The organism is Achromobacter sp. MYb9 (assembly GCF_002975275.1).
GTDB lineage: Bacteria > Pseudomonadota > Gammaproteobacteria > Burkholderiales > Burkholderiaceae_B > Achromobacter.
Window position 1 is genome coordinate 565,285 of the sequence record NZ_PCOQ01000001.1, and the last position, 25,668, is coordinate 590,952.

Annotated in this window: 22 protein-coding genes and 1 tRNA gene; 6 read left to right on the forward strand and 17 right to left on the reverse strand. The window is 63.8% G+C overall.

Annotated features, from left to right (window positions below; translation table 11 throughout):
* Window positions 1-36 precede the first annotated feature (36 nt).
* The 3 genes from CQ050_RS02550 to CQ050_RS02560 all read right to left on the reverse strand — a co-directional run bounded on the left by CQ050_RS02550 (window position 37) and on the right by CQ050_RS02560 (window position 3,366).
* Complete coding sequence (locus tag CQ050_RS02550) at window positions 37-996, reverse strand: tripartite tricarboxylate transporter substrate binding protein (RefSeq protein WP_105555252.1); 960 nt, start codon at window positions 994-996, stop codon at window positions 37-39.
* Between the two features lie 71 nt (window positions 997-1,067).
* Window positions 1,068-2,276: a CaiB/BaiF CoA-transferase family protein gene (locus tag CQ050_RS02555; RefSeq protein WP_105555253.1), complete on the reverse strand. Its 1,209-nt coding sequence runs from the start codon at window positions 2,274-2,276 to the stop codon at window positions 1,068-1,070.
* A gap of 163 nt (window positions 2,277-2,439) precedes the next feature.
* Window positions 2,440-3,366 (reverse strand): LysR family transcriptional regulator, encoded by a 927-nt coding sequence (locus CQ050_RS02560; protein ID WP_105555254.1) that lies wholly within the window; start codon window positions 3,364-3,366, stop codon window positions 2,440-2,442.
* 190 nt (window positions 3,367-3,556) lie between these two features.
* On the opposite strand from CQ050_RS02560, the gene CQ050_RS02565 reads away from it, so the two are divergent.
* The 3 genes from CQ050_RS02565 (at window position 3,557) to CQ050_RS02575 (ending at window position 7,213) form a co-directional block, all read left to right on the forward strand.
* Window positions 3,557-4,573 (forward strand): RDD family protein, encoded by a 1,017-nt coding sequence (locus CQ050_RS02565; RefSeq protein WP_105555255.1) that lies wholly within the window; start codon window positions 3,557-3,559, stop codon window positions 4,571-4,573.
* Between the two features lie 24 nt (window positions 4,574-4,597).
* The gene (locus CQ050_RS02570; RefSeq protein WP_105555256.1) at window positions 4,598-6,133 is read left to right on the forward strand and encodes a tetratricopeptide repeat protein; all 1,536 of its coding nucleotides are present in this window, start codon (window positions 4,598-4,600) and stop codon (window positions 6,131-6,133) included.
* A gap of 465 nt (window positions 6,134-6,598) precedes the next feature.
* Window positions 6,599-7,213, forward strand: a complete 615-nt coding sequence (locus CQ050_RS02575) for a PIN domain-containing protein (protein ID WP_105555257.1) — start codon at window positions 6,599-6,601, stop codon at window positions 7,211-7,213.
* A gap of 98 nt (window positions 7,214-7,311) precedes the next feature.
* Here the strand turns inward: CQ050_RS02575 and CQ050_RS02580 are convergent, their stop codons facing one another.
* From CQ050_RS02580 to rpsO, 7 genes are all read right to left on the reverse strand, one after another.
* The gene (locus CQ050_RS02580) at window positions 7,312-8,817 is read right to left on the reverse strand and encodes a tripartite tricarboxylate transporter permease (protein WP_105555258.1); all 1,506 of its coding nucleotides are present in this window, start codon (window positions 8,815-8,817) and stop codon (window positions 7,312-7,314) included.
* 9 nt (window positions 8,818-8,826) lie between these two features.
* Window positions 8,827-9,249, reverse strand: a complete 423-nt coding sequence (locus CQ050_RS02585; RefSeq protein WP_105555259.1) for a tripartite tricarboxylate transporter TctB family protein — start codon at window positions 9,247-9,249, stop codon at window positions 8,827-8,829.
* A gap of 272 nt (window positions 9,250-9,521) precedes the next feature.
* Complete coding sequence (locus tag CQ050_RS30800; RefSeq protein WP_158266033.1) at window positions 9,522-9,698, reverse strand: hypothetical protein; 177 nt, start codon at window positions 9,696-9,698, stop codon at window positions 9,522-9,524.
* 59 nt (window positions 9,699-9,757) lie between these two features.
* Window positions 9,758-10,975: a threonine ammonia-lyase gene (locus CQ050_RS02590; RefSeq protein WP_105555260.1), complete on the reverse strand. Its 1,218-nt coding sequence runs from the start codon at window positions 10,973-10,975 to the stop codon at window positions 9,758-9,760.
* Between the two features lie 15 nt (window positions 10,976-10,990).
* A complete protein-coding gene (locus tag CQ050_RS02595; RefSeq protein WP_105555261.1) occupies window positions 10,991-11,716 on the reverse strand; it encodes a hypothetical protein in 726 nt (241 codons plus the stop codon).
* Between the two features lie 181 nt (window positions 11,717-11,897).
* Window positions 11,898-14,060 carry a polyribonucleotide nucleotidyltransferase gene (gene pnp, locus CQ050_RS02600; protein ID WP_105555262.1) on the reverse strand — a complete coding sequence of 721 codons (2,163 nt, stop codon included), beginning with the start codon at window positions 14,058-14,060 and terminating at the stop codon, window positions 11,898-11,900.
* Between the two features lie 94 nt (window positions 14,061-14,154).
* The gene (rpsO, locus tag CQ050_RS02605) at window positions 14,155-14,424 is read right to left on the reverse strand and encodes a 30S ribosomal protein S15 (RefSeq protein WP_006223612.1); all 270 of its coding nucleotides are present in this window, start codon (window positions 14,422-14,424) and stop codon (window positions 14,155-14,157) included.
* A 297-nt stretch (window positions 14,425-14,721) separates the two neighbouring features.
* Between rpsO and CQ050_RS02610 the strand changes: the two genes are divergently transcribed.
* Window positions 14,722-15,240 (forward strand): hypothetical protein, encoded by a 519-nt coding sequence (locus CQ050_RS02610; protein WP_105555263.1) that lies wholly within the window; start codon window positions 14,722-14,724, stop codon window positions 15,238-15,240.
* Window positions 15,241-15,303: 63 nt separating this feature from the next.
* On the opposite strand, the gene pssA is transcribed toward CQ050_RS02610, so the two are convergent.
* The 4 genes from pssA to CQ050_RS02630 form a co-directional block, all read right to left on the reverse strand.
* Window positions 15,304-16,077, reverse strand: a complete 774-nt coding sequence (pssA, locus tag CQ050_RS02615; protein ID WP_105555264.1) for a CDP-diacylglycerol--serine O-phosphatidyltransferase — start codon at window positions 16,075-16,077, stop codon at window positions 15,304-15,306.
* Between the two features lie 166 nt (window positions 16,078-16,243).
* Window positions 16,244-17,260 (reverse strand): ketol-acid reductoisomerase, encoded by a 1,017-nt coding sequence (gene ilvC / locus CQ050_RS02620; RefSeq protein WP_046807014.1) that lies wholly within the window; start codon window positions 17,258-17,260, stop codon window positions 16,244-16,246.
* Window positions 17,261-17,336: 76 nt separating this feature from the next.
* A complete protein-coding gene (ilvN, locus tag CQ050_RS02625) occupies window positions 17,337-17,828 on the reverse strand; it encodes an acetolactate synthase small subunit (RefSeq protein WP_006217868.1) in 492 nt (163 codons plus the stop codon).
* Between the two features lie 10 nt (window positions 17,829-17,838).
* Window positions 17,839-19,608, reverse strand: a complete 1,770-nt coding sequence (locus CQ050_RS02630) for an acetolactate synthase 3 catalytic subunit (RefSeq protein ID WP_255410149.1) — start codon at window positions 19,606-19,608, stop codon at window positions 17,839-17,841.
* 428 nt (window positions 19,609-20,036) lie between these two features.
* Between CQ050_RS02630 and CQ050_RS02635 the strand changes: the two genes are divergently transcribed.
* The gene (locus CQ050_RS02635; RefSeq protein ID WP_105555266.1) at window positions 20,037-22,262 is read left to right on the forward strand and encodes an FUSC family membrane protein; all 2,226 of its coding nucleotides are present in this window, start codon (window positions 20,037-20,039) and stop codon (window positions 22,260-22,262) included.
* 78 nt (window positions 22,263-22,340) lie between these two features.
* On the opposite strand, the gene yaaA is transcribed toward CQ050_RS02635, so the two are convergent.
* The 3 genes from yaaA to CQ050_RS02650 all read right to left on the reverse strand — a co-directional run bounded on the left by yaaA (window position 22,341) and on the right by CQ050_RS02650 (window position 25,231).
* On the reverse strand, window positions 22,341-23,114 hold the full coding sequence (gene yaaA, locus CQ050_RS02640; RefSeq protein ID WP_105555267.1) for a peroxide stress protein YaaA: 774 nt from the start codon (window positions 23,112-23,114) through the stop codon (window positions 22,341-22,343).
* Between the two features lie 13 nt (window positions 23,115-23,127).
* Entirely contained in the window at window positions 23,128-23,910 is a 783-nt protein-coding gene (locus CQ050_RS02645) for a 3-hydroxybutyrate dehydrogenase (RefSeq protein WP_105555268.1), read from the reverse strand.
* Window positions 23,911-24,013: 103 nt separating this feature from the next.
* Entirely contained in the window at window positions 24,014-25,231 is a 1,218-nt protein-coding gene (locus CQ050_RS02650) for a cation:proton antiporter (protein ID WP_105555269.1), read from the reverse strand.
* A gap of 296 nt (window positions 25,232-25,527) precedes the next feature.
* On the opposite strand from CQ050_RS02650, the gene CQ050_RS02655 reads away from it, so the two are divergent.
* A tRNA-Ser gene (locus CQ050_RS02655) sits at window positions 25,528-25,618 on the forward strand.
* Window positions 25,619-25,668: the final 50 nt, after the last annotated feature.

A 25,668-nucleotide genomic window follows, 5' to 3' on the forward strand; every position in this document is an offset into this window, starting at 1 on the left:
GCCCTCCCTGTCGTGTACGCCGGCCTGTGCCCCGGACTATTGCTGCACCACAATGCCCGCGCTCTTGATCGTCTGCTGCGCCCGGCCGATGTCCGACTGGATCAGCGCGGCGAACTGGGCGCTGGAGACTGGGTCTGTTTCCAGCCCCTGCGACGCCAGCGCCTCCTGCACGTCTTTGCGCGCCAGCAGCTTGTTGAAATCGGTGTTCAGCCGCGCCACGATGTCGGCCGGCGTCTTGGCCGGCGCCAGCACACCGTAGTAGGTCACCACGCTGAAATCCTTGTAGCCAAGCTCGGCCACGGTCGGCACGTCCGGCAAGGCGGGATTGCGCTTGGGCGACGTCACGGCAAGCGCACGCACCTTGCCCGCCTTGATGAGCGACGCCGCCGACGAGATCGACGACCCGGCAAACTGCAGATGCCCGCCCATCAGGTCGGCCAGGGCGGGAGCCGACCCCTTGTACGGCACGTGCTGCATCTTGAAACCGGCCTCGTGCTGCAGCATTTCCATGGCGATGTGCACGCCCCCGCCGGTGCCCGACGTGCCGTAGGAAATCTTGTTCGGTTCCTTCTTGGCGGCCTCGATCACTTCGGGCAGGGTCTTGTAGGGCGACGCCTCCGCCACCAGCAGCACCATCGGCGTGGTGGCCACCAGCGCCACGGGCACCAGGTCCTTGACCGGGTCGTAGGCCACCTTCATCAGCAGCGGAATCAAGGTGACGTTGTCGGATTGGCCGATCACCAGGTCATACCCTTGCGCGGGCGCGCGCGCTGCTTCGGCCAGGCCCAGCGCCGTGCCGGCGCCAGGCTTGTTCTCTGGCACCACCGCCCAGCCGTTCAGCTCATGCAGCTTGTTGCTCATCAGCCGGCCGATGTAGTCGGTGCCCCCGCCCGGGGTGGACGGGATGATGATGCGGATGGGCTTGTTGGGATAGTCCTGCGCGTGCACCGTGCAGGCGGCGGCCAACGCGGCCATCGCAATCATTTTTCGAATCATGGGGTCTCCTCTTTGATGAATGTCTTGGCGGTCTGACGCCGCCTCGACAGGGCGTTGGCGCTACGGCCGGGTCATGCGATGACTCCCGCCGCGCGCAGCGCATCGATCCGCGCCGCATCCAGGCCCAGGCCTTGCAGAATGGCGTGGGTCTGGCCGCCTTGCACCGGCGGATCGCAACGCTTGCCGGCCTTGCGCCCGTCGAACTCGATGGGTAGCGCGGCCGTGGATATTTCGCTGCCGTCGGGCAGCAGGGTCTTGAGCAGCGCGCCCCCGGCGTTCAGGTGCGCGTCGTCCAGCAGATCGTGTGGCTGGCGGATCGGTCCATAAGAAAGGTTGGCGTCCTCCAGCGCCTGGCACAGCGCATCGGTCTTCCAGGTTTTCAGGATCTCGGCCACGCCGGGCACCAGCCAGGACCTTGCGGCCTCGCGGTCGACGGCGGTGGCCAGGCGCGGGTCGGCGGCCCATTCCGGCGGCAGGAATTTCTGCGCGAAATTTCGCCACTGCGCGTCGCCCACCACCGCGACGAACACGCGGCCGTCCGCCGTTTCGAATACGTCGTACACGCCCCATGGCGGTTTGCGCTCCGCGCCCATGGGCTTGGGCGCCGTGCCGGTCAATTGGTATTGCGCGATGAACTGCGCCACCAGCAGCAGGTTGTTCTCGAACAGGCCCGAGCGCACATGACGGCCGCGGCCGGTGGCATGGCGGTCGTGCAGCGCGGCCAGCGCGCCCACCACGCCGAAGGTGCCGCCCAGGATGTCGTTGACCGATGCCGCCACGCGCTGCGGCGTGTCGGCGCCGCCATTGATGTAGGCCAGTCCGCCCATCATCTGTACAACTTCATCCAGCGCCGTGCGATGTTTGTACGGGCCTGACAGAAACCCCTTCAGCGACACATAGATCAGCCCCGGGTTGTCGGCAGACAAGGATTCATAGTCCAGCCCGTACTGGGCCAGGCTGCCGTCGCGAAAGTTCTCCACCACCATGTCGCTCCGCAGGGCCAGCTGGCGCACCACGTCCTGCCCTTCAGGCGACTTCAGGTCGATCGCCAGGCTTTGCTTGTTGCGGTTGAACACGGGGAAATAACCGCTGCCCGACCCTTTCAGGCGGCGCGTGCGGTCGCCATCGATGGGTTCCACCTTGATCACGTCGGCACCCAGATCCGCCAGCGACAGGCCGGCGGCCGGCCCCATGATCATGTGGGACAGTTCCAGGACCTTGATGCCCCGCAAGGGCAATTCGGAACTCTCCATGAAGGGTGAAGCCGGTGCTGCGCTCATCAACGTTTCCTCTCGCGTGCCGGATGGTCGGATGCAGGTCGGCAACGTCGGAAAACCGCCTTGCCGCCCCGCGGATGCGCCCATCATCGCGGGCCAGCGGGCAGAGCGGGTAGCGGTCTTTCAGCATGGGGGCATTCTCGTTTCGGAACGTCCGGGTTTGCCCCTAGCTCTCGCCCGCCGGCAGCACGCCCAAGTGGGCCAGCAAGGCGCGCGCGGCGGGCGACAAGGCATCCGGATCCCGCACTGCAATACAGATCGGCGTGCTGGACCACGGGCCGGTCAACGGCACGAAACGGATGTCCAGGTGCGACAGGCGCGCCTTCAGGTACTGGGGCACCACCGCCACGCCCATGCCGCGCGCGACCAGCATGCAGATGGTTTCGTGCGAACTCACGCGTGCACTGATGCGACGCGTCAGGCCCGCGTCTTTGGCCGCCTGCTCGAAGACGCTGCTGATGCCGTTGTCGCGGTTCAGCTCGATCTGTTCGAAAGGCAGCAGTTGGGCGTAATCCAATGCGTCGCGGTCCGCCAGCAGGTGCTGGCCCGGCACCACGGCGGCCAGCTCGCAATGACCGCAGGCGAACACCTGCAAGCCGTCATGACCGAAGTCCGATCCCGCCGCCACGTCGGCATGTCCGTCCAGCACGGCGCGGAACGCCGCTTGCGTCGTGTCTTCTTCCAGCGAGATGTCGATTTGTGGATACGCCCGGCGAAACGACTGGATCTGGGCAGGCAGGTCGCCCGACAAGGCGGCCACGCTGACGGCCAGCCGAATGTGCCCGCGCACGCCGGTCGCAAAGCCCGCCATCTCGCGATGCATGCGGTCCATGTCCTGCAGCAGCCGGCGTGCGTGGGTCGCCAGTGCATTGCCCGCCGGCGTGGGCTGCACGCCCTTGACGCCTCGCTCCAGCAGCGGCACGCCAAAGGCGTCTTCCATTTCCGACATGCGCTTGCTGACGGCGGACGGCACGATGTTCTCGCGGGCGGCGGCGCGCGCCAGACTCCCCTCCTCCAGCGCCGACAAGAACAATCGGAGCGAAACGGGGTCGATGTCGCGGGCGGCGGGAGATGCGGGCAGGACGGGCTTCATGGCACGAAGTGTCCTGCTTTGCCTGCCGCCGCAGGGATCGGGGTTTTCCCGCAGACAGGACCTGGGTATGATCCGCAGTCCGGCCGCGCTACGCGGCCTTCGTTTCGCGGATCACGCTTTCATGCAATGCCCACGCTGTAACTGGCAGAACCCGGCCTCCAATACCCTTTGCTTCAGTTGCCAAGCACCGTTGCCAGTTAAAACGGCTGCGGCCACGCCCGCGCCCACGCAGGCGCGCGCCAAACGGGCCGCCCCGGCGCAGGACGCGCCCGTGTTCCCCAGCATCTGGGTCCGGCTTGGCGCAACCGTCATCGACGGCCTGTTCATGGTGGCGGGGATCCTCACCCTGATCTGGGCGGCCTCGCTGACCTATGAAGGGTTGACCGGCCAGCCCCACCCCGTGCTGCTGTCGGTATTGGCGGGGCTGATCGGCTGGCTGCTGCCCGCCTTCATGGACGCCTGGGCAAACGGGTCCCCCGGCAAACGCCTGCTGAAGTTGCGCGTCGTGAACCGAAAGGCCCAAGCGCCCGGTCTGCTGCGGTCGATATGGCGCCACACGCTGAAGTACACGCTCAACCTTGCGCTGCCGGGCCTGTTCCACCACATCCAGCAAGCCATCTTCGGTGAACGGTCGATGCACAACGCCCTGGCCGGCACGCACGTCGTCGCCAGCCGGGCGCATCCGCGCGCGGTTCAGTCGGCGGTCGCCAAGACGCCCGCGGTCACCGGCACAGGAAAATTCCTGTTCTTCGTGTTCGGCGTGCTGGCGCTGGTGCTGGGTGGCGTGGTGATCGGCGTCGGCGTGATGAGCCAGGGCGATGGCGACAATCCCTTGCACGCGGACGTCCGCCGGTTCGACCTCGTGTCGGACCCCATCCGCATGCTGGTCGAGAACCACTACCGCAGCAAGAAGGCCTTCCCCGCAACGATGGCCGACATCGGCATGACCCAGGAATCGCTACAGAACAGCGGATTCTCCAAGCTGGAGTTCAATCCCGTCAACGGCGTGATGCGGCTGACGATCGCTGGCGAGCCTCGCACTGACGGGTTCCCCACGCTGGCCGGCAAACACTTGATGTACCTGCCGGAACTGCGCGCGGAAAAGAAAGGCGGCGGCATCCGCCGCTGGCAATGCGGCAGCGACGACATCGCCCGCGCCGATCGTCCCTACAGCTGCCGCCACGACACCGGCGCCTTTGTGCGCTAGCCCCTTGAATACGGAACGCCTTGCATGTCGAGTCTGATCGAAGCCATCCACCGCGCCGATGACGGCCATGACCACGCGCAGATGCTTGCCTTGTGCGAACGAGGCGTGCGCGAACAGCCCGGTTCCGCCGAAATGTGGGCCCTGCGCGCCCGCTATCACGACAAGCGCGGCGCCCACGCGCTGCGCGATGCCGACCTGGCCCGGTCGCTGGCATTGGACCCGCAGTGCAGCGACGCCCTGTGCGTACGCGCCACCGCGCTCTATGACGCGGGCGAACAGCAGGAGGCCTGGCGCATCGTGCGCGAAGGCCGTCAGCGCGCGCCCTCGCACTTCGGCTTGATGATGTCCGAAGCCTATCTGCTGATCAACGACCGCCGCCTGGATGCCGCCATCGAATGCTGGACCCGCGCCTCGCAATTGCGGCCGTCCGCCGCGGCGCCGCATTGCTATATCGGTTCCAACCTGCATAACGCTGGCCGCTACCAGGACGCGCTGCCCTACCATCAGCGCGCCGTCGCGCTGGCGCCCAATAACGGTGGGTTCCTGTACGACGCGGGCAACAACTACCGCCGCCTGGGCGACCTGAAGAACGCTATCGCGATGTTCGACCGCGCCCGCGCGATCCTGGGCGAGGAAAACGCCATCCAGCACAACCGGGCCTCGTGCCTGCAAGCGCTGGAGCGCCATGAAGACGCGGTAGAGGAATGGACCAGCCTGCTGCGCCGCGAGCCCGATTGGGATTGGCCGCTGGAAGGCAAGGCGCGGTCCCTGCACCGGCTGGGCCGCGCGGACGAAGCCGCGCCGCTGTGGCGGCATCTGGACGCGCTGTCGGACTCCGGCTGGGAAGGCCGCAAGGAACAGGCCCGCGAATTCGTGCGCAGCGGCGACCCCGAACTGGCCGAAAAGGCCTTGCAAGGGCTGGACCCGATGGAAAGCGGCGACGCCCAATTGCTGTTCGTGGCGGGCAACGCCCAGCGTGACCAGCGCAACTGGGAGCAAGCGTTGGCCTATTACCTGCGCGGCTACGAGATCGCGCCCGACAACGATTTCCTGCCCGGCAACGCCGCCGACATGCTGACCCGCCTGGAACGTTACGACGAAGCCCTGCCTCTGTCGGAAGTAGCGATTTCCCTGGACCCCGACTGGCTGAAATGGCGCCGGGTCCGCATCGACGCCCTGACGAACCTGGGCCGCGGCGCCGAAGCCGTGGCCGATGCCGATCGCGCTCTTGTGAAGTGGCCGGACAGCGGCCCGCTGCACGCCGAACGCATCAACGCGTTGAATGCGGCCAAGCAGTATGAAGCAGCCCTGGCCGCGTGCGACCGCCTGGTCGGGCTGGATCCCGACTACCGCAGTTGGGCCCTCTTTTCACGGGGAGAAATCTACGGCCACTTGAAGCGCCATGCCGAATCGGCCATGGCTTTCCGCCAGGCCGCCGCCTCGTACCAGCAGAACGGCAAAGCCAATTACCAGGACCTGTCGCTGCGCCGGGCCCAGGCCGCGGAAGAGGCCGCTGCCTCGCCGCGCGGGTTCCTGGGCCGCTTGTTCGGCCGGAAATAGGCGTTAAGCGGGGGCGTGCTTACCCGGATTTTCCCGGGGCGGGCCAATGCCCCTGCGCCCAAGATGGTATAGTCACGCCCGCTGCCGGCCCTGCATGGGCCGCGCAACGCCCGAGTGGTGAAATTGGTAGACACAAGGGACTTAAACTAATTTGAGCCCTTTGGAGGAAACTCCAAAGGTGTAGCCCGTCAAATTCGGCGAACGCCCTGGACCTGTTCCGAGCCAACGCCGAGCCAAGCCCCGGTTGAAAAACCGGGGAAGGTGTAGAGAGCAGACGGCGGGCACCTAAGGCCGCAAGGCTATGGTGAAGGCGTGCTCCAGACCACGAACAGCGTTTTCGCGCTGGCGGCGAAAGCCGAAGTGGTAAGAAAATCCCTCGGCCGCAAGGCCGTACCGGTTCGATTCCGGTCTCGGGCACCACTATTCTTGCCGTTAAAAGGCCTTGGCCTTTCACCCTCCCCCATCTTGACCGCTCCCGCCGCTCCTGCCCCCTTTATCGTCCTGGACGCCTGCGTGCTGATGTCCGGCATCCTGCGCCGGCTATTGCTGCGCCTGGCCGAGGCTGGCGTGTTCATTCCGGTCTGGACGGAGCGCATCGGCGAGGAGTGGCGCCGCAACGCCTCGCGCATCTGGGACATTCCGCCGGAAGTGCTGGCCGAGTTCTGGGCCGACATGAACGCCCGCTTTCCCCAGGCCAACGAAGCCGACACGCAGGTCTATGAAGCGTCGCTGCGCTACAGCGACCCGAAAGACTTCCATGTGATTGCCGCGGGCTTGGCCCGGCGCGCGCGCTGCGGCCTGCAACAGCCGCCCGTCGTGCAGATCGCCACCTGGAACCTGAAGGATTTCAATCGGTCGGAATTGCGCCGTCAGGGGCTGGATGTGTACAACCCGGACCGCATGCTGCTGCAATGGTGGCAAGGCAACGCCGAGCGCATGCGCGAAGCCATCGCCCAGATCCCCGCCGACTACGTCGCGCTGGGCCGCGAGCCCGAGCCGCTGTCCACGACCTTGCATCGTGAACGCCTGTATGGCTTTAAAAGCCTGGTGGCGCGCGACACGGACAAAAAAGCGGGCTGAAAAAAAGAGGGCTGAAGAAGCGGGCTGAAAAGCGCGCAAAAAAAGGGCCTGGCCGGCTTGCACCGCACCAGACCCGGAGCCAAGCTTGTTCCCCGCGGTCAGCCGACCTCGACGAACGTTTCTTCGCGCTTCTTGCGCAGCGCCGGCAGCATCACCAGTACCAGCAGAATGGCGGCCAGCGCCAGCAACGTGGCGGATAGCGGGCGCGTGACGAAGGTGCTGAATTCCCCTCGCGACAACAACAGCGCCCGGCGGAAGTTCTCTTCCATCATCGGACCCAGGACCAGGCCCAGCAACAGTGGCGCACCCTCGCAGCCCAACTTGCTCCAGACATACCCAATGACGCCGAAGATAGCGAACATGAAGATGTCGAACACGTTGTAGTTAAGTGAATACACCCCGATTGTGCAGAACACCAAAATCGCCGGGAACAGCATGCGGTAGGGAACGCGCAGCAACTTCACCCAGATGCCGATCAGCGGCAGGTTCAAAATCACCAGCATCAGGTTGCCGATCCACATCGACGCAATCAAGCCCCAGAACAGCTCGGGGTGGCTCGTCATCACTTGCGGGCCAGGCTGGATGTTGTGGATCGTCATCGCGCCCACCATCAAGGCCATGACGGCATTGCCCGGGATACCCAGCGTCAGCAGCGGGATGAAAGAGGTTTGCGCGCCCGCGTTGTTGGCGGATTCCGGGCCCGCCAGGCCGGCCGGATGCCCCTTGCCGAAACGCTCGGGTTGCTTCGACAGCTTCTTCTCAAGCGTGTACGAGGCGAACGCCGACAGCACGGAACCGCCGCCCGGCAAGATGCCCAGCGCCGAACCCAGGGCGGTGCCCCGGACGATGGCGGGCGCCGCTTCGCGGAATTCCTGCCGGCTGGGGTACAGGGAACCTACCTTGTCGGTAATCTCGACCCGGTTCTCTTTTTGCTCCAGGTTTGCCATGATTTCAGACAGCCCGAAAACGCCCATCGCGACGATGGCGAAGTCGATACCGTCCTGCAATTCCGGGATGCTGAAATCGTAGCGGGCAACGCCCGAATTGACGTCGGTGCCGACCATGCCCAGCAGCAGCCCCAGCAAGATCATGCAGATGGCCTTGGGCAGCGACCCCGAAGCCAGCACGACAGCGCCGATCAGGCCCAGGGCCATCAACGAAAAGTACTCGGCGGGTCCGAACGCAAACGCGACTTCCGCCAGCGGCGGCGCGAACGCTGCGATCAACACGGTGGCGACGCTGCCCGCGAAGAATGACCCGATGGCGGCAAGCGACAAGGCCGCGCCGGCCCGGCCGTTGCGCGCCATCTGGTGACCATCCAGCACCGTCACCACAGCGGACGTTTCGCCCGGCAGGTTCACCAGAATGGCCGTCGTCGAGCCTCCGTACTGGGTGCCGTAATAAATGCCCGCCAGCATGATCAAGCCGGCCGTGGGCGGCAGCACATACGTGATGGGAAGCAGCATCGCGATGGTGGGCACCGGGCCCAGGCCCGGCAACACACCAACCAGCGTGCCCAGCAGGCAGCCCAGGAATGCATAGCTGAGGTTTTCCGGCGTGAACGCCACGGAGAAACCCAGCATCAGGTTTTGCAGTAGTTCCATTGCGGTCTCCTAGTTGGCGAATGCGCTGGGCCACAGGGGAAAAATCAGGCCCAGGCCGCGTATGAACGCAAGGTAGGAGAACGCCACGAGGAACAGGCCGTTGGCAACGGCGACTTTCCAGTTGAATTCGTGGCTGGCGAGACTGCTGATGAGCACCAGCAGGAAAACTGAAAGGTAAAGCCCCAGGTGTTGAAGCGCGAAACCGTACAACACCACTGACCCCACCACCAGGAAGAGGATGCGGAAATCGTAACGGCTGATGGTGGTTGTCTGGGCGTTCTTTGCCAGTGCGCTGATCAGCACGACCGCGCCCATCAGCGCCAGCACGATGCCCAGCCAGAACGGGAAATATCCCGGTCCCATGCGGGCCGCGCTTCCCATGGAATATTCGGTGGCCTGCGCGGAAAAGGCCCCTCCTAAAGCAATAAACATGGCTCCGGACCAAAAGTCCTGTCTGTTTCTAATCAAGCTGCGGTCTCCCTAGTCTGACGCGCCGAACAATCACTGGAAACAACGGCGCGTGCTTATAGCGACGCCTTTCCGCGCTGAACGAATGACAGGCGGAAAAGCGAAGTGGGAGATGCTAAATCGCATGACGACATATCGAATATCCGGAAGAACCATAACTTTTTTCGGGATATCCCTAAGCCAAATAGTGGACAGTTTTTTCTCGATTGGCCGCGATGTCGGCTTTCAAATACCCTTCAACTTCCTTTCAACGCAGGCACCATGCGGATGTTCGCGATGGCAAAAAAAGTTCCAGGGGTGGCGCAGAAATTTTTCTGCCGCGCATGCGCCACACAAATTTTTTTCGACGACAGCCAACGGAAACGGGCAGCCCAAAGTGAAAACGCCCGCAAGATGCGGGCGTTCGGGATCAAGGTACGGTTGCGGTCAAGTCGGCATCAAGCCTCTGCTGCCGATGCCGCTGGCGCGGCCGTCAATGGTCGTGGTTGCTGGCCGCGAAGCCCGCAGCGTTCAGGATGTCGATCACTTCCAGGATGTGCTCCGGCCCGCGCGTCTGCAAGACGAAGTCCACCTCGACGTTGCGCACCGGCAATGACGTGAAGGCACGCTGGTGATGCACTTCGGTGATGTTGGCCTGCGCATCGGCGATCAACTTGGTGGCGTGGGCCAATGCGCCCGGCAGGTCGCGCAAGTCCACGCGGATGCGGGCCAGGCGCCCGGCGCGCACCATGCCGCGTTCGATCAGTTCGCCCAGCATCAGCGGATCGATGTTGCCGCCCGTCAGCACCAGTCCGATGCGCTTGCCCTTGAAGCGGTCGCTGCCCGCCTCCTGCGCGCGCAGCAGCGCGGCCAGGCCAGCCGCGCCCGCGCCTTCCACCACGGTCTTCTCGATTTCCAGCAGCACGACGATGGCGTGCTCGATATCGCTTTCACTGACCAGTTCGATCTGATCGACCAACCGGCTGACGATCGGCTGGGTCAGCGCGCCCGGCGACTTCACGGCGATGCCTTCGGCAATGGTGTACAGACCCTGCGGCATGGATACGCCCTTGACGGCGGCGTACATCGACGGAAAGCGTTCGGTCTGCACGCCCACGATCTCGATACCGGGCTTCAAGGCCTTGGCGGCCGTGGCGACGCCCGAGATCAGGCCACCACCGCCGATGGCGATCACCAGCGTGTCCAATTGGGGCTGGTCTTCCAACATTTCCAGCGCAACCGTGCCTTGTCCCGAAATGACGGCTTCATCGTCATAGGGGTGGATCATGATCAGGCCGCGCGCTTGCGCCAGCTCGTAGCCATGGGCCTTGGCATCGTCGAAGGTATCGCCAGCCAGCACGACCTCGGCGCCAAAGCGCCGGGTGTTGGCCACTTTGACCGTGGGGGTGAAACGCGGCATCACGATCACGGCCGGCACGCCCATGCGCTGCGCATGGTAGGCCACGCCCTGGGCATGGTTGCCGGCCGACACGGCGATCACGCCCTTGGCACGCTCGTCATCCGACAGGGTCAGCATGCGGTTCAACGCGCCGCGTTCCTTGAACGACGCGGTGAATTGCAGGTTCTCGAACTTCAGCCAGATCTCGGCGCCGAAGATGTCGGACAGCGTGCGCGACAGGGTAAAGGGGGTCTTCAGCACCTGGCCGCGCAAGTTTTCGCGGGCGGTCTGGATAGAGGCGATATCGATCACGATGGGTAGATCCTGTTAGCGCACGGGCAGGAAATTGAATAGCAGCAGGCCCTGCGCGTAGTTGATTCCGATGCGCCGCGAATTCTCGCCCAGCAAGTTGGCGATCAAGTCCAGCCGGCCGATGATGGCGCCGAACTCGCGCTCGAAGCTCAGGTTCGTGGCGTTGGGGGACATTTCATTGGCCAGCAATAGCAGCTCGCCTTGATTGTTGCGGCGCGATGCCAGCAACCAGGCGGCGGCCTCGACATTCCGTGCGGCATTGTAGACGCGCTGGCCGTCCAGCGCGTCGGTGGCGTACAGCCGGGTCTTGCCGTTGTGGGCCGCGATGATGGTGTCGGCCATGCCGTAGATGAAGGCGCCGACGCGGTCGCCGGTGTAGTTGGGGTCAAGGGAGACGGCCAGGATCTGGATGTCGCGCAGGCCGGCAAGATCGCCGGGCGGAATGCGGACTTCAATCGCGTGCTTGACCCGGTTGACGGCCTCTTTCTGGTCCGCCACGCCGGTCTTGCGCCATTCGCGGGGATTGCGGCGGTAGAGCTTGTCCAGCAGCGAATACAGGCTGGACAGGTTGTCGCGTACTTCCAGTGTGACGGTACGGTTGAAGTCGGTCTGGCCGAATTGATCGGCGGACATGCCTTCGCTGTTGGGTCCGCGCTGGCCCGGCCCCGGACCGCTCATGCAGCCGGCCAGCAGCACGGTAAGCAGCACCGCGGCGGTGGCGCCCCCCGGCCCTCCCGTCATACTAGGCTCATCCGATTCCCCCTTTCTCGCGCAAGACTTTACAGCAAGGTCGGCGAAGTTGGGAGACGTCGGCGGGTTGAAGTCGCAAGAAGATGAATCAGCGGCGGGCCCGGATTTTTGTGTGGTGCAATAAAAAAACGGCGCCTTGCGGCGCCGTTCTTCGTTCAATCAGCCTGCCAGCTTATTCAGCTTGCGGTTCCGACTGAGGGGCGGCTTCCGGCGCGGCAGCGGGCTGCTGCGCTTCGATGCCACCGATTGCCTTGATGGACAGGCGCAGGCGGCCCTTGTCGTCGGCCTCGATGACCTTGACGCGGACTTGCTGGCCGACCTTCAGCACATCGTTGATGTTCGCGATGCGATAGTTGGCGATTTCCGAGATGTGCAGCAGGCCATCACGGCCCGGCAGCACTTGCACGATGGCGCCGAAGTCCAGCAGGCGCAGGACCGAGCCTTCGTAGATCTGGCCCACTTCGACGTCAGCCGTCAGTTCGACGATGCGGCGCTGGGCTTCTTTGGCCTGCCCTTCGTCGACGCTGGCGATCACGATCGTGCCGTCGTCGGAGATGTCGATCTGCGTGCCGGTTTCTTCGGTCAGCGCGCGGATGGTGGCGCCGCCCTTGCCGATCACGTCACGGATCTTCTCGGGGTTGATCTTGATGGTCAGCATGCGCGGAGCGAAAGCCGAGAGCTCGCCGCGCGAACCGTCCAGCGCTTCCTTCATCTTGGTCAGGATGTGCAGGCGGCCTTCGCGGGCTTGCGCCAGCGCCACTTGCATGATTTCCTTCGTGATGCCCTGGATCTTGATGTCCATCTGCAGTGCGGTGACGCCGTTTTCGGTGCCCGCGACCTTGAAGTCCATGTCGCCCAGGTGATCTTCGTCACCCAGAATGTCGGTCAGCACGGCGAACTTGCCGCCGTCCAGGATCAGGCCCATGGCCACACCGGCCACGTGATCCTTGACCGGCACGCCGGCGTCCATCATGGCCAGCGAGCCGCCGCAGACCGAAGCCATCGACGACGAGCCGTTGGACTCGGTGATTTCCGACACGATGCGGATCGTGTACTGGAAGTCTTCCGGTGCCGGCAGCAGCGGGATCAGCGAGCGCTTGGCCAGACGGCCGTGGCCGATTTCGCGGCGCTTGGGCACACCGATGCGGCCCGTTTCGCCGGTGGCGAACGGAGGCATGTTGTAGTGCATCATGAAGCGGTCGCGGTATTCACCCATGAGCGCGTCGATGATCTGTTCGTCTTGCTTGGTGCCCAGCGTGGCAACGACCAGCGCTTGCGTTTCACCACGGGTGAACAGCGCGCTGCCGTGTGCGCGGGGCAGCACGCCCAGACGCACGCTGATGGGGCGCACGGTGCGGGTGTCGCGACCGTCGATACGCGGTTCGCCGTTCAGGATCTGACCGCGAACGATGGCCGATTCCAGCGAGAACATGATGTTGTCGACGGTCACGGCGTCGGGCACGGACTCGCCCTTTTCAGCAGCGGCGGCAGCCAGCTTGGCCGACACCTCGGCCGACACTTCGCGCAGCTTGGCGGTGCGGGCCTGCTTTTCGCGGATCTGGTAGGCGGCGTTCAGGCCGTCCTGGGCAGCCGAGGTCACGGCGGCGATCAGGGCTTCGTCCTTGGCGGGCGCTTGCCAATCCCAGTCGGGCTTGCCAGCGTCCTTCACCAGTTCGTGAATGGCGTTGATGACAGCCTGCATTTGCTCGTGGCCGAAGACCACGCCGCCCAGCATGATTTCTTCGGACAGCTGTTGGGCTTCCGATTCAACCATCAGCACGGCGTTTTCGGTACCGGCAACCACCAGGTCCAGCTTCGACGACTTCAGTTGCGAAGCGGTCGGGTTCAGGGCGTACTGGCCGTCGATGTAGCCCACGCGCGCGGCGCCGATCGGGCCGTTGAACGGGATACCCGAAATGGCCAGCGCGGCCGAAGCGCCGATCATGGCGGCGATGTCGGGATCAATCTCGGGATTGACCGACAGCGTGTGGATGACCACCTGGACTTCGTTGTAGAAGTCTTCGGGGAACAGCGGACGCAGCGGACGGTCGATCAGGCGCGAGGTCAGCGTTTCCTTTTCGGACGGCTTGCCTTCACGCTTGAAGAACCCACCCGGAATACGGCCGGCAGCGTAGGTCTTCTCGATGTAGTCGACGGTCAGCGGGAAAAACGTTTGACCCGGCTTGGCCTTCTTGGAAGCCACGACAGTGGCCAGGACGACGGTGTCCTCGATCGACACCACAACGGCGCCGGAGGCCTGGCGAGCGATTTCGCCAGTTTCCAGGACGACCGTATGCTGGCCGTATTGGAACGATTTTGTCACTTTGTTGAACATGACGATTATTCCTTACAAATGAAAAACCGTGGCCGTCGCGACAATACGTCGCACCGACCACGGTTATTGCGTCATGGGGAGCCAGCCCCGTCGATCACTTACGCAGACCGAGTTTTTCGATCAGAGCGCGGTACGAATCGGGATTGCGGCCCTTGAGATAGTCGAGCAGCTTGCGGCGACGGCTGACCATACGCAGCAGACCGCGGCGCGAGTGATGGTCCTTCATGTGTTCTTTGAAGTGACCAGTCAGTTCGTTGATACGGGCGGTGAGCAGAGCCACCTGAACTTCGGGGGAGCCGGTATCGCCTTGAGCGCGTTGGAACTGCGCAACGATATCGGATTTCTTGATGTCAGCTACAGACATTGATGACCTCTTCGGACATGCGACAGGGCCGAGGTGCCCTGACGTGGTTTGGAAAAAATTTGCGTAAATCCCGGCGATAAGCGTTTTTGCTTTCTCACTGCTGCTTCAATAGCTGCGAAGTGCCCCTTTGGAGCCCCCCTGCAGCCGGACTGCCGGCGCAAAGCATCTTGCAAAATCAATACACTTGATAAAGCTCGATGATTATAGCTGATTCGCTAGAATTACCCCAGAGACGGTTTCGGCCCCGCCGGCAGAGGCCGGCGGCCGCCCCGTGCGGCGCCCCTGAGGAGCAAATATATGTCTAAATATTACAACACAACCCGTATCGCCCTCGCCTCGCTGGCGCTGGCCGGGCTTGCCGCATGCGCCAACCTGGCCCAGGTGCCGCCCGGCACCCCCTACGCCGAGGTCCTGACGCAATTCGGCCAGCCCAACTTTGAATGCCCGCAGGCGGGCGGCGGGCGCCGTGTGATCTGGACGCAACAGCCCATGGGCCAGTACGCCTGGGGCACCAATGTCGGCACCGACGGCCGCGTGGGACAAGTGCTGCCCCTGCTGACCGACGCCCATTTCAAAGTGCTGGAGACCGGCGACTGGGGCCCCGACCGCGTGCGCTGCGAATTCGGCCCGCCCGCCCGCATCGAAGAAACCGGCCTGGGCGAGAAACGCGAAGTCGTGTGGTCGTACCGCTACAAGGAAAACGGCGTCTGGAATTCGCTGATGTACGTTTACATGAGCCGCGACGGCAGCAAGCTGACGCACTTCCACCCCGGCCCCGACCCCATGTACGACGACGAAAAATTCATGTGGCGCTGACGCTGCCCCCAAAAACACAAAACCCGCCGTTCCCGGCGGGTTTTGTCTTGTAGGGCCACGCAATCAGGAAGACTGGCTCCGGCGTTCTTGCGTCAGGCGGCGCGCCTTGTTCCAGCGCCAGCCCCACATGACCCAGCCCGACAGGCCATACAGCACGAACAGGCCGAATAGCACCACCGGGGGATCGCTGGACACGAACACGAACACGGCCACCACCAGCAAGATGCCCCAGAACGGCACGCTGCGGCCCAGGGCGAAGCTCTTGCCGCTGAAAAACGGCGCGTTGGACACCATCGTGATGCCGGCGTACATGGTCAGCGTGAACGCCACCCAGGCCATCAGGCTGTCATGGATGGGCAGCTTGTTATCCACGGCAAGCCAGACGAAACCCGCCACCAGCGCGGCCGCGGCCGGGCTGGGCAAGCCCTGGAAATAGCGTTTGTCGACGACAGCGATGTTGGTATTGAAGCGCGCCAGGCGCAGCGCGGCCCCGGCCACGTAGACGAAGGCGGCAAGCCAGCCCCAACGGCCCAGGTCGTTCAGGATCCACTCGTACATGACCAGCGCGGGCGCCACGCCGAACGACGTCATGTCCGACAGCGAGTCGTATTGTTCGCCGAAGGCCGACTGCGTATTGGTCAGCCGGGCGACGCGGCCGTCCATGCCGTCCAGCACCATGGCCACGAAAATGGCGATGGCGGCGACTTCGAAGCGATCGTTCATGGCCTGCACCACGGCATAGAACCCCGCGAACAGTGCCGCGGTGGTGAATGCGTTGGGAAGCAGGTAGATGCTTCGGTGGCGGTTCTCGGAATCGCGCATGGAAAAATTTGGCATGGTCTCAATAACTTACAACGGACGGTGAAAGGTTAACCCATCTGGCCCCGCTTGCGGGCTACAGCAAGCCGCATGCCTGAGCAATAAGCCAAGAAAAAGCGGCATGCCTTCGCAGGCATGCCGCTTTGAACGCTTACGCGCGGGGAAACCCGCGCCTGGGCATCGATCAGTTCTTGGACTTGTCCACCAGCTTGTTGGCGGCGATCCAGGGCATCATGGCGCGCAGCTTGCCGCCCACTTGCTCGATCTGCGATTCCGCGTTGATGCGGCGGCGCGAGGTCAGGGTCGGGGCGCCGGCGGTGTTTTCCAGGATGAACTTCTTGGCGTATTCGCCGGTCTGGATGTCCGTCAGGCACTGGCGCATGGCCTTGCGGGTTTCGTCGGTAACGATCTTCGGGCCCGTTTCGTACTCGCCGAATTCGGCGTTGTTCGAAATCGAGTAGTTCATGTTGGCGATGCCGCCTTCATAGATCAGGTCGACGATCAGCTTCAATTCGTGCAGGCATTCGAAGTACGCCATTTCGGGCGCGTAGCCGGCTTCCACCAGCGTGTCGAAACCGGCCTTGATCAGTTCGACGGTACCGCCGCACAGCACGGCTTGTTCGCCGAACAGGTCGGTTTCGGTTTCTTCGCGGAAGTTGGTTTCGATGATGCCGGCACGGCCGCCGCCGTTGGCGCTGGCGTACGACAGGGCCACGTCACGCGCGGCGCCCGACTTGTCCTGGTACACGGCCACCAGGTGGGGCACGCCGCCACCTTGCTTGTACGTGTTGCGCACCGTGTGGCCGGGGGCCTTCGGGGCGATCATGATGACGTCGATGTCTTCGCGCGGCACGACCTGGCCGTAGTGGACGTTGAAGCCGTGGGCGAAAGCCAGGGCGGCGCCGGCCTTGATGTTGCCGTGCACTTCCTTGTTGTAGACCGAGGCGATGTTCTCGTCGGGCAGCAACATCATGACGATGTCGGCGGCCTTCACGGCGTCAGCCACTTCCTTGACTTCCAGACCGGCGTTGGCGGCCTTGTTCCACGAAGCGCCGTCCTTGCGCAGGCCGACGATGACCTTCACGCCCGACTCATGCAGGTTCTGCGCGTGCGCATGGCCTTGCGAACCGTAGCCGATGATGGCAACGGTCTTGCCTTTGATGAGGGACAGATCGCAGTCTTTGTCGTAGAAAACTTTCATGGTTGTGCTCCAGATTCCAGTATTTTGGATATTCGATTAATTCAGATGTAGGGTGTGGCGTGGCCTGGAAGGCCGGTCAAATCTTCAAAATCCGTTCACCGCGTCCGATGCCGGACACGCCGGTGCGTACGGTTTCAAGGATGGCACTGCGGTCCAGGGCTTCCAGGAAGGCCTGTACTTTTTCCTGCACCCCGGTCAATTCGATGGTGTAGGACTTGTCGGTCACGTCGATGATGCGGCCGCGGAAGATGTCCGCCATGCGCTTCATCTCTTCGCGTTCCTTGCCGACGGCGCGCACCTTCACGAGCATCAGCTCGCGCTCGATGTGGGCGCCTTCGGTCAAGTCCACCACCTTGACGACATCCACCAGGCGGTTCAGGTGCTTGGTGATCTGTTCGATGACCTCGTCGGAACCGGTGGTCACGATGGTCATGCGCGACAGCGTGGCGTCCTCGGTGGGCGCCACGGTCAGGGTCTCGATGTTGTAGCCCCGCGCGGAAAACAGCCCCACCACGCGCGACAGCGCGCCGGGTTCGTTTTCGAGGAGGACGGAAATCACGTGCTTCATGGTGGCCTCCTTACAGGTCTTCAGAGCCAAGCAGCATTTCGGTCAGCCCACGGCCGGCCTTGACCATCGGCCACACGTTTTCGGTGCGGTCGGTGATGAAGTCCAAAAAGACCAGGCGTTCCTTGTGCTTGCCAAAGGCTTCGCGCAGCGCAGGTTCGACATCCGCCGGACGCTCGATACGCAGACCCACGTGGCCATAGGCCTCGGCCACCTTGACGAAGTCGGGCAGCGAATCCATGTAGGACTCGGAATAGCGCGAGCCGTAATCGATCTGCTGCCATTGCCGGACCATGCCCAGAAAGCGGTTGTTCAGGCAGACGATCTTGGGCGTCAGGCGGTATTGATGGCAGGTCGACAGTTCCTGGATGTTCATCTGGATCGACGCTTCGCCGGTGATGACGGCGACGTCGTGCCCAGGGTTGGCCATCTGCACGCCCATCGCGTACGGCAGCCCCACACCCATGGTGCCCAGGCCGCCGGAGTTGATCCAGCGGCGCGGCTTGTCGAACTTGTAATACTGGGCCGCCCACATCTGGTGCTGGCCCACGTCGGACGTGACGAAGGCGTCGCCGCCCGTCACTTCCCAGAGCTTTTCCACCACGTATTGCGGCTTGATGACTTCGTCCGAGTTGGCGAACTTCAGGCATTCCTTGCCGCGCCAGGTCTCGACCTGGTCCCACCACTTGGCGATGGGAGCCGGCTTGTGCTCGGCGGAGGCGATCTCGTATTGGGCGCTGAGGTCGGCCAGCACGTCCTTGACGTTACCGACGATCGGGACGTCCACGCGCACGCGCTTGGAGATCGACGACGGATCGATATCGATATGGATGATCTTGCGGGCGTTCTGCGCGAAGTGCTTGGGATTGCCGATCACGCGGTCATCGAAACGGGCCCCGATGGCCAGCAGCACGTCGCAGTGCTGCATCGCCATATTGGCTTCGTACGTGCCGTGCATGCCGGGCATGCCCACGAACTGGCCGCTGCTGGCCGGGTAACCGCCCAGACCCATCAGGGTGCTGGTGCACGGCGCGCCCAGCTGCGACACAAGCTTGTTGAGCTCGGGCGCGGCGTTCGACAGGATGACCCCGCCGCCCGTGTAGATCATCGGCCGCTCGGCGGCCAGCAGCATCTGCACGGCTTTCTTGATTTGCCCCTGGTGGCCCTTGTTGACGGGCGCGTAGGAACGCATCGAGATCTCGCCCTTGGGCGGCGTGTACTTGCACTGCGCGACGGTGATGTCCTTGGGGATATCGACCAGCACCGGGCCGGGACGGCCCGTGCGCGCGATGTAGAACGCGCGGCGCATGGTTTCGGCCAGGTCCTTGACGTCGCGCACCAGGAAGTTGTGCTTGACGCAGGGACGCGTGATGCCGACGGTGTCGCATTCCTGGAACGCATCTTCGCCGATGGCCGCAGTGGGCACTTGCCCGCTGATGATGACCATGGGGATGGAATCCATATAGGCGGTGGCAATGCCGGTGACGGCATTGGTCACGCCCGGGCCGCTGGTCACCAGGCAGACGCCAACCTTTTGCGACGAGCGCGAATAGGCATCGGCGGCGTGCACGGCAGCTTGCTCGTGACGAACCAGGATATGCTGAAATTTGTCTTGCTTGAAGATCGCGTCGTAGATGTAAAGCACTGCGCCGCCGGGATAGCCGAAAACGTGTTCCACGCCCTCATCGGCCAGGCAGCGCACGACGATATCGGCGCCATTCATTTCCATGTTGTATTTCCTTTCAGTACCGGCCCTGCAACCCTGACTGCTGCTCGCCCGGATACGGCGGCAACGGAACCCATACCGGCTACGACAACATGATCCGGCGCTTAGCGGCTCACGGAGCCACGCCACCCGGACACCCTGCCGACCCGGCACACGCTCGACAGAACGCAGTGCAAACGCCCCTTGGGGACGCTGGAGGTCGAAATGGAAGCTTCGGCAACACACGCTTGTGGCGCGGCCAACAGCAGGTATCACTGCGGCAGGATGGCTGGGAGGTGACCCTGACCATCCGCCTCAACGCGCCGGTATCGGATAGGCAGACCGGCGCAAGAGATGGAATTTACCGCGTTGCGTCAAAGGTAGCAAATCGATGTTTCGGGACCGTTGCACGCGCGATGCAGGGAAAGTCCGGTGCCCATCCGGCCCCAAAAAATCCACGGGCGTCTCTATACTTGTTCCGTTGCCTAGAACCCAGCCGCCGCCCCATGGATTTGCGCATTGCCAGCATTCGCCGCTTCCTCTACAGCCACTACTTCTTCGGAGGCGTGCGCCAGGGGGTCGGCATGCTGCTGCCTGTCCTGGTGCTGGGCGGCATCTTCGGCAACTACACCACGGGGCTGGTGGCGACCTTCGGCGCGCAATGCCTGGCGATCATCGATCAACCCGGCGGGCCGCAACGCCACCGCACCAACGAGATGCTGGGCGGCGCCGCGCTGGGCACGCTGACCGTCATCATCACGGGACTGGCATCGACGCACCCGGTGATGATCTGGCTGGTCGTCATCGCGCAATGCTTCGTCTATTCGATGTTCACCGTATTCGGCAAGCGCGGCGGGCTGATCGGCTTTGCCGGCCTGCTGCTGATGACCCTGACCATGCATTCGCCGCTGGAGCCGCACGAGGTGCTGGCGCACGCCGTGGCCACGCTGGGCGGTGCCCTGTTCTATGTGGTGTTCAGCCTGGGCTTTTCGCGCCTGTTCTGGCTGCGCGAGGAACAGCAGGCGATGTCGGTGGCGCTGTTCGCCACGGGCGATTACGTCGCCGCCCGCGCCGCCTTCTACGACGAGACGGCCGACCTGGACGAGGCCTATCGCACCCTGATCCAACGCCAATCCGTCATGACGGAAAAGCACCAGGCCGCCCGCGACATGGTGCTGCGCGCCCTGCCGCGCGGCAAGGGCGCGGGCGACCGCCAGCGCGTGATGATCTGGAACATGTTCGTCGACATGCTTCAGTTGCTGGACACGCTGGTCGCCACGCACACCGACTACGCCGCGCTGCGCCGCACGCTGGCCGGCAACGATTGCCTGATGTTCATGCGCGACGCGCTGGTGAAGATGTCGCTGGAGTTGAATCGCATTGCGCTGGACGTGTCGCGCGGCCGCCAGGTGCAGTACCGCAGCAGCGCCAAGGCGGAACTGCGCGCCATCGAATATGAAATCGAACAGCTTAAGCAGCAGGGCCTGGGCGAACGCGAACCCGAAATGCTGGCGCTGATCATCCAGGTGCTGCGCCGCCTGCGCAATTCGGCCCGGATCGTCGACCGGCTGGCCGACCACACGGCGGCTTCGCCGGATGCCAAGCCGACCGACGTGCTGCGCATCAACAAGTCGTTGACCCGATTCATCTCGCGCCAGGAATTCCGCTTTGGACTGCTGACCAGCAACCTGCGCCTGGATTCGCCGCATTTCCGCTATGCGCTTCGGGTGACGGCTGCCGCCGCCATCGCGATGACGCTGGCCAGCCGCTGGCTGTCGCCCGCCTTCTCGGCGCACAACTACTGGATCATGCTGACCATCGTCATCATCATGAAGCCCGGTTTCGCGCTGACGCGGCAGCGCAACGGCTGGCGGCTGATGGGCACCCTGATCGGCTGCATCTGCGCACTGCTGCTGTTCAACGTGACCGACCGGCCGGGAGTCCTGTTCGCCGTGCTGCTGGGCGCCTGCATCATGGGCAACAGCCTGGTGCAGCTGAACTACATGGCCAGCGCCATCTTCAACACGCTTTTCGTGGTGCTGGTCTTCCACTTCGTATCGCCGGGCACGGTGTCGATGTCCGTGATTGGCGAACGCGCCATCGACACGCTGCTGGGTTGCACGCTGGCGCTGGTTTGCAGCTATATCCTGCCGTGGTGGGAAGCGCGCTACCTGAGGCCGCTGGCCGCCGCCGCCACGCGCGCCAACCGCGAGTACCTGCTGGCCGGGCTGCGCTATGCCGACGCCATGCAGGCGCACGGCGCCCCGGCAGGCGGGGCCGCCGCCGAAACGCCAGCGGTGATCGACGCGGACCTGGCCTGGCGCCTGGCGCGCAAGAACGTGCACATCGCGTTCAGCAATTTCGCCGAAGCCTTCTACCGGATGATGAGCGAACCGAAATCGCATCAGGTCAGCGTGCCCGAGCTAAACAACCTGCTGATCCAGAACCACGTGCTGGCCTCGCAGATCACCGCCGCGATTCCCATCCTGGCCGCGCTGCCAAAAACACCCGAGGCGGTGCAGTTGGCGATGAACGGCATGGTCGACCTGCTGGATGAACGCCGCCCCGAGATCGCCGCGCCCCTGCCGACGCAGTTCGACACGGAAGGCGAACAGGCCGCGCTGGCCTACCCCGTCAAGCAGATGCTGAAGGCGTCCCACATGATCCGGCAAGAGTTGCGGGCCCTGGCCGACCCGGCGCATGCGCCACCGATGGCGGCCATGGCGTCTTGATCGAGACGGTGATCACGCAATAAAAAAACCGGCCTGGAAACAGGCCGGTTTTTGCTTCGCGCGGCGATCCGCCCCGGATCAGGCCAGCTTGCGCCGGAACACCAGTTTGTCGTCCGACGACGCCGACGCGTCATAGGCGTAGCCTTCCAGGTCGAAACCATGCAGGCCTTCGGGCTTGGTGACCTTGTGCTGGATCGCGTAGCGCGCCATCAGGCCACGCGCGCGCTTGGCGTGGAAGCTGATGATCTTCCAGGCGTCGTTCTTCCAGTCCTGGAACACGCACTGCACCACCCGGGCCTTCAGCGTTTTCAGGTCGACCGACTTGAAATACTCTTCAGACGCCAGGTTGACGATCACCGGCGATTTCTTGCCTTCCTGGCGCTCATTCAGGTAGCCCGCGATGGTCGATCCCCAGTACTCGTACAGGTTTTTGCCTTTGGGCGTTTGCAGCCGCGTGCCCATTTCCAGGCGGTACGGCTGCATCAGGTCCAGCGGACGCAACACGCCGTACAGGCCGCTCAGGATGGCCACGTGCTCTTGTGCCCAATCCAGCTGCTTGGCCGACAGGGTCGACGCGTCCAGTCCTTCGTACACGTCGCCATTGAAGGCCAGCACGGCCTGACGCGAATTGGTCTGTGTGAAGGTGCGCTTCCAGTGGGCGTAGCGCTGCGCGTTCAGCTCGGACAGGGCCGGGCTCAGGCTCATCAGTTCGGCAATGTCGTCCGCGGACTTGGTCTTCAGCACCTTGATCAGGCCGGCGGCCTGGTCCACGAACAGCGGCTGGGTGTGCGTCTCGATATGCAGCGGCGAGTCGTAGTCCAGCTTCTTGGCGGGGGAAAGCAGAAACAGCATTCGGGTTCCTTTATTAACGCGCCGTCCAGCCGCCATCGACCGAGACGGACGTTCCAGTGATTTGCGCCGCGGCGTCCGACGCCAGGAACACGGCGGTGCCGCCCAGTTGTTCGGGCGTCACGAATTGCAGCGAAGGCTGCTTTTCGCTGAGCAGTTCGCGGGCAGCGGTTTCCTGGTCGACGCCGTTCTTTTCAGCCAGCGCGGTGATCTGCTTTTCCACCAGCGGGGTGCGCACCCAACCCGGGCAAATGGAATTGGCGGTGATGCCCTGGCCGGCGGTTTCCAGCGCCGTGACCTTGGTGAAGCCGACCACGCCGTGCTTGGCGGCCACATAGGCCGACTTGTTGGCGGAGGCCACCAGCCCGTGCGCCGAGGCGATGTTGATGATGCGGCCAAAGCCCTGCTTCTTCATGTGCGGCAAGGCGGCCGCGGTGCCATGGAACACGGCCGACAGGTTCAACGCCAGAATGGCATCCCACTTTTCGGCGGGAAAATCCTCGATCAGCGCGGTGTGCTGGATGCCTGCGTTATTGACCAGGATGTCGATGCGGCCCAGCTGGCGGACCGTGTTCTCGACCAGTCCCCGCACCGCGTCGCCCTTGGACAGGTCGGCGCCGTCGTAGATGACCTTTACGCCATGCTTGTCGGCCAAGCCGGCGCGCACTTTTTCGATCTCGGCGGCGTCGCCGAAACCATTCAGGACGATATCGGCCCCTTGCTGGGCGAAGGCCGTGGCGATACCCAGACCGATGCCGCTGGTGGAACCGGTGACAAGGGCGACTTTTCCTTTGAGCATGACATTCTCCTGTGATCTGGCTTAGCGCGAGATGCGAAAACGGGGTTCAAGTGTAGCTGCCCGGCATGACGGCAATCATGCCATGCCCCCACACCCGGCGGGGTCAAGCTGCGGGGGGCGGGTTGCGGGGCTCGGCTGGCGCTTGCCCGTCGATGGCGACGGGCTCGGCGGTGGGCAGGTCGGCCATGCCGCCCCGGCTTTCCGGCACGCGCTCCAGCAGCTTGATCAGCACCGGCACCACGCCCATCGACACCGCCACCACCACCGCCAGCACGTCGCGCTGCTCCAGGTTCATCAGATGGTTGTCCCAGGCCTCGTTGAAAATGGCGAAGCTGAATTCCCCGCCCTGCGCCAGCACCATGGCAAACAGCAGGCGGTGATAGCGCGGCAGACCCAGAAAACGCGCAAAGCCGTACAAGACCAGCGCCTTGATCGCCAGCAAGGCCGCCACGCCGGCGATGATGAGCTTCCAGTGGACCGCCACCACCGCCAGATTGATGGACATCCCGATGGCCAGGAAGAACAGCCCCAGCAGCAGGCCCTTGAACGGGTCGATGGCCTTTTCCAGGTCGTGCCGGTAACGCGATTCCGCCATCAGCACCCCCACCAGAAAACCGCCCAGACCGGCGGACAGCCCCGCGTAGTCGAACAGCTGCGCCGCCCCCACCACCATCAGCAGCGCCGCCGCCGTGAACAGTTCGTTCAGTTCCGCTTTGGCGGCCCAGCCCAGCAGCCGCAGCCGATAGGCCACCGCCACCACCGCCACGGCGACCAGCGCTTCCTTGAACGACGGCGCCGACGTGCCGTCGGCTCCCAGCAGGCCGGCGGCCACCAGCATCGGAATCGCCGCCATGTCCTGGAACAGCAGGACGCCCAGCGCCGACCGGCCCAGCGGCGTGCGGGTCAGTGCGCGTTCGTCCAGCAGCCGCAGCGCCACCGCCGTCGACGACAACGCCAGCGACAGCCCGCACAGCACCGCCGCCTGCCACTCCATGCCCGCCAGGTGCCGTAGCGCCGCGCCAAACACCAGCCCCAGCAGCAGGCCGCACGCCAGCATCTGGAAGGATCCCAGCACGAAGACCTCGTTGCGCATCGCCCAGAGCCGCTTGGGCGACAGCTCCAGCCCGATGATGAACAGCATCATCACCACGCCCCACTGGGACACGTTGATCATGGTGTCCACATTGGTCACCAGCTTCAGGCAGGACGGCCCGATCAGCACGCCCGCGATCAGGTAGCCGGGGATGGCGCCCAGCCCAAGCCGCTGGGTGATCGGCACGCACAGGACGGCGGCAAGCAAGAGAATAAGGATCAGATCCATGTAGGGAAGAGGTTGCCTGGTGGGTGCGGGCCAAGGATCGAGATGCCCGCGTTGGGGGGAATTCTGGACAAAGATTGCCGGCGCCGGAAGCCCGGGGTAAGCCGCCGTAGAGATTTTTTTCCACCCCCTTTACACACAAGAAAAAAATCCTGTAGAATTGCGGGCTTCGCTGCTCCGACAACGAAGATCCTTCCGACCAGGGATCTTGGAGTGAGAAACCCGCCCTACTGCTTTAAGTCGTCTAGTTAAACGGCAAGAGCGAAGGCAGGAATTTCACCGTTACGGAACCCAGCAACGGAGAGGTGGCAGAGTGGTCGAATGTACCTGACTCGAAATCAGGCGTACGGTATCCCCGTACCGTGGGTTCGAATCCCACCCTCTCCGCCAGTATTCAAGAACGAAGCCCCTGAGAAATCAGGGGCTTTTTTCTTTTCGGC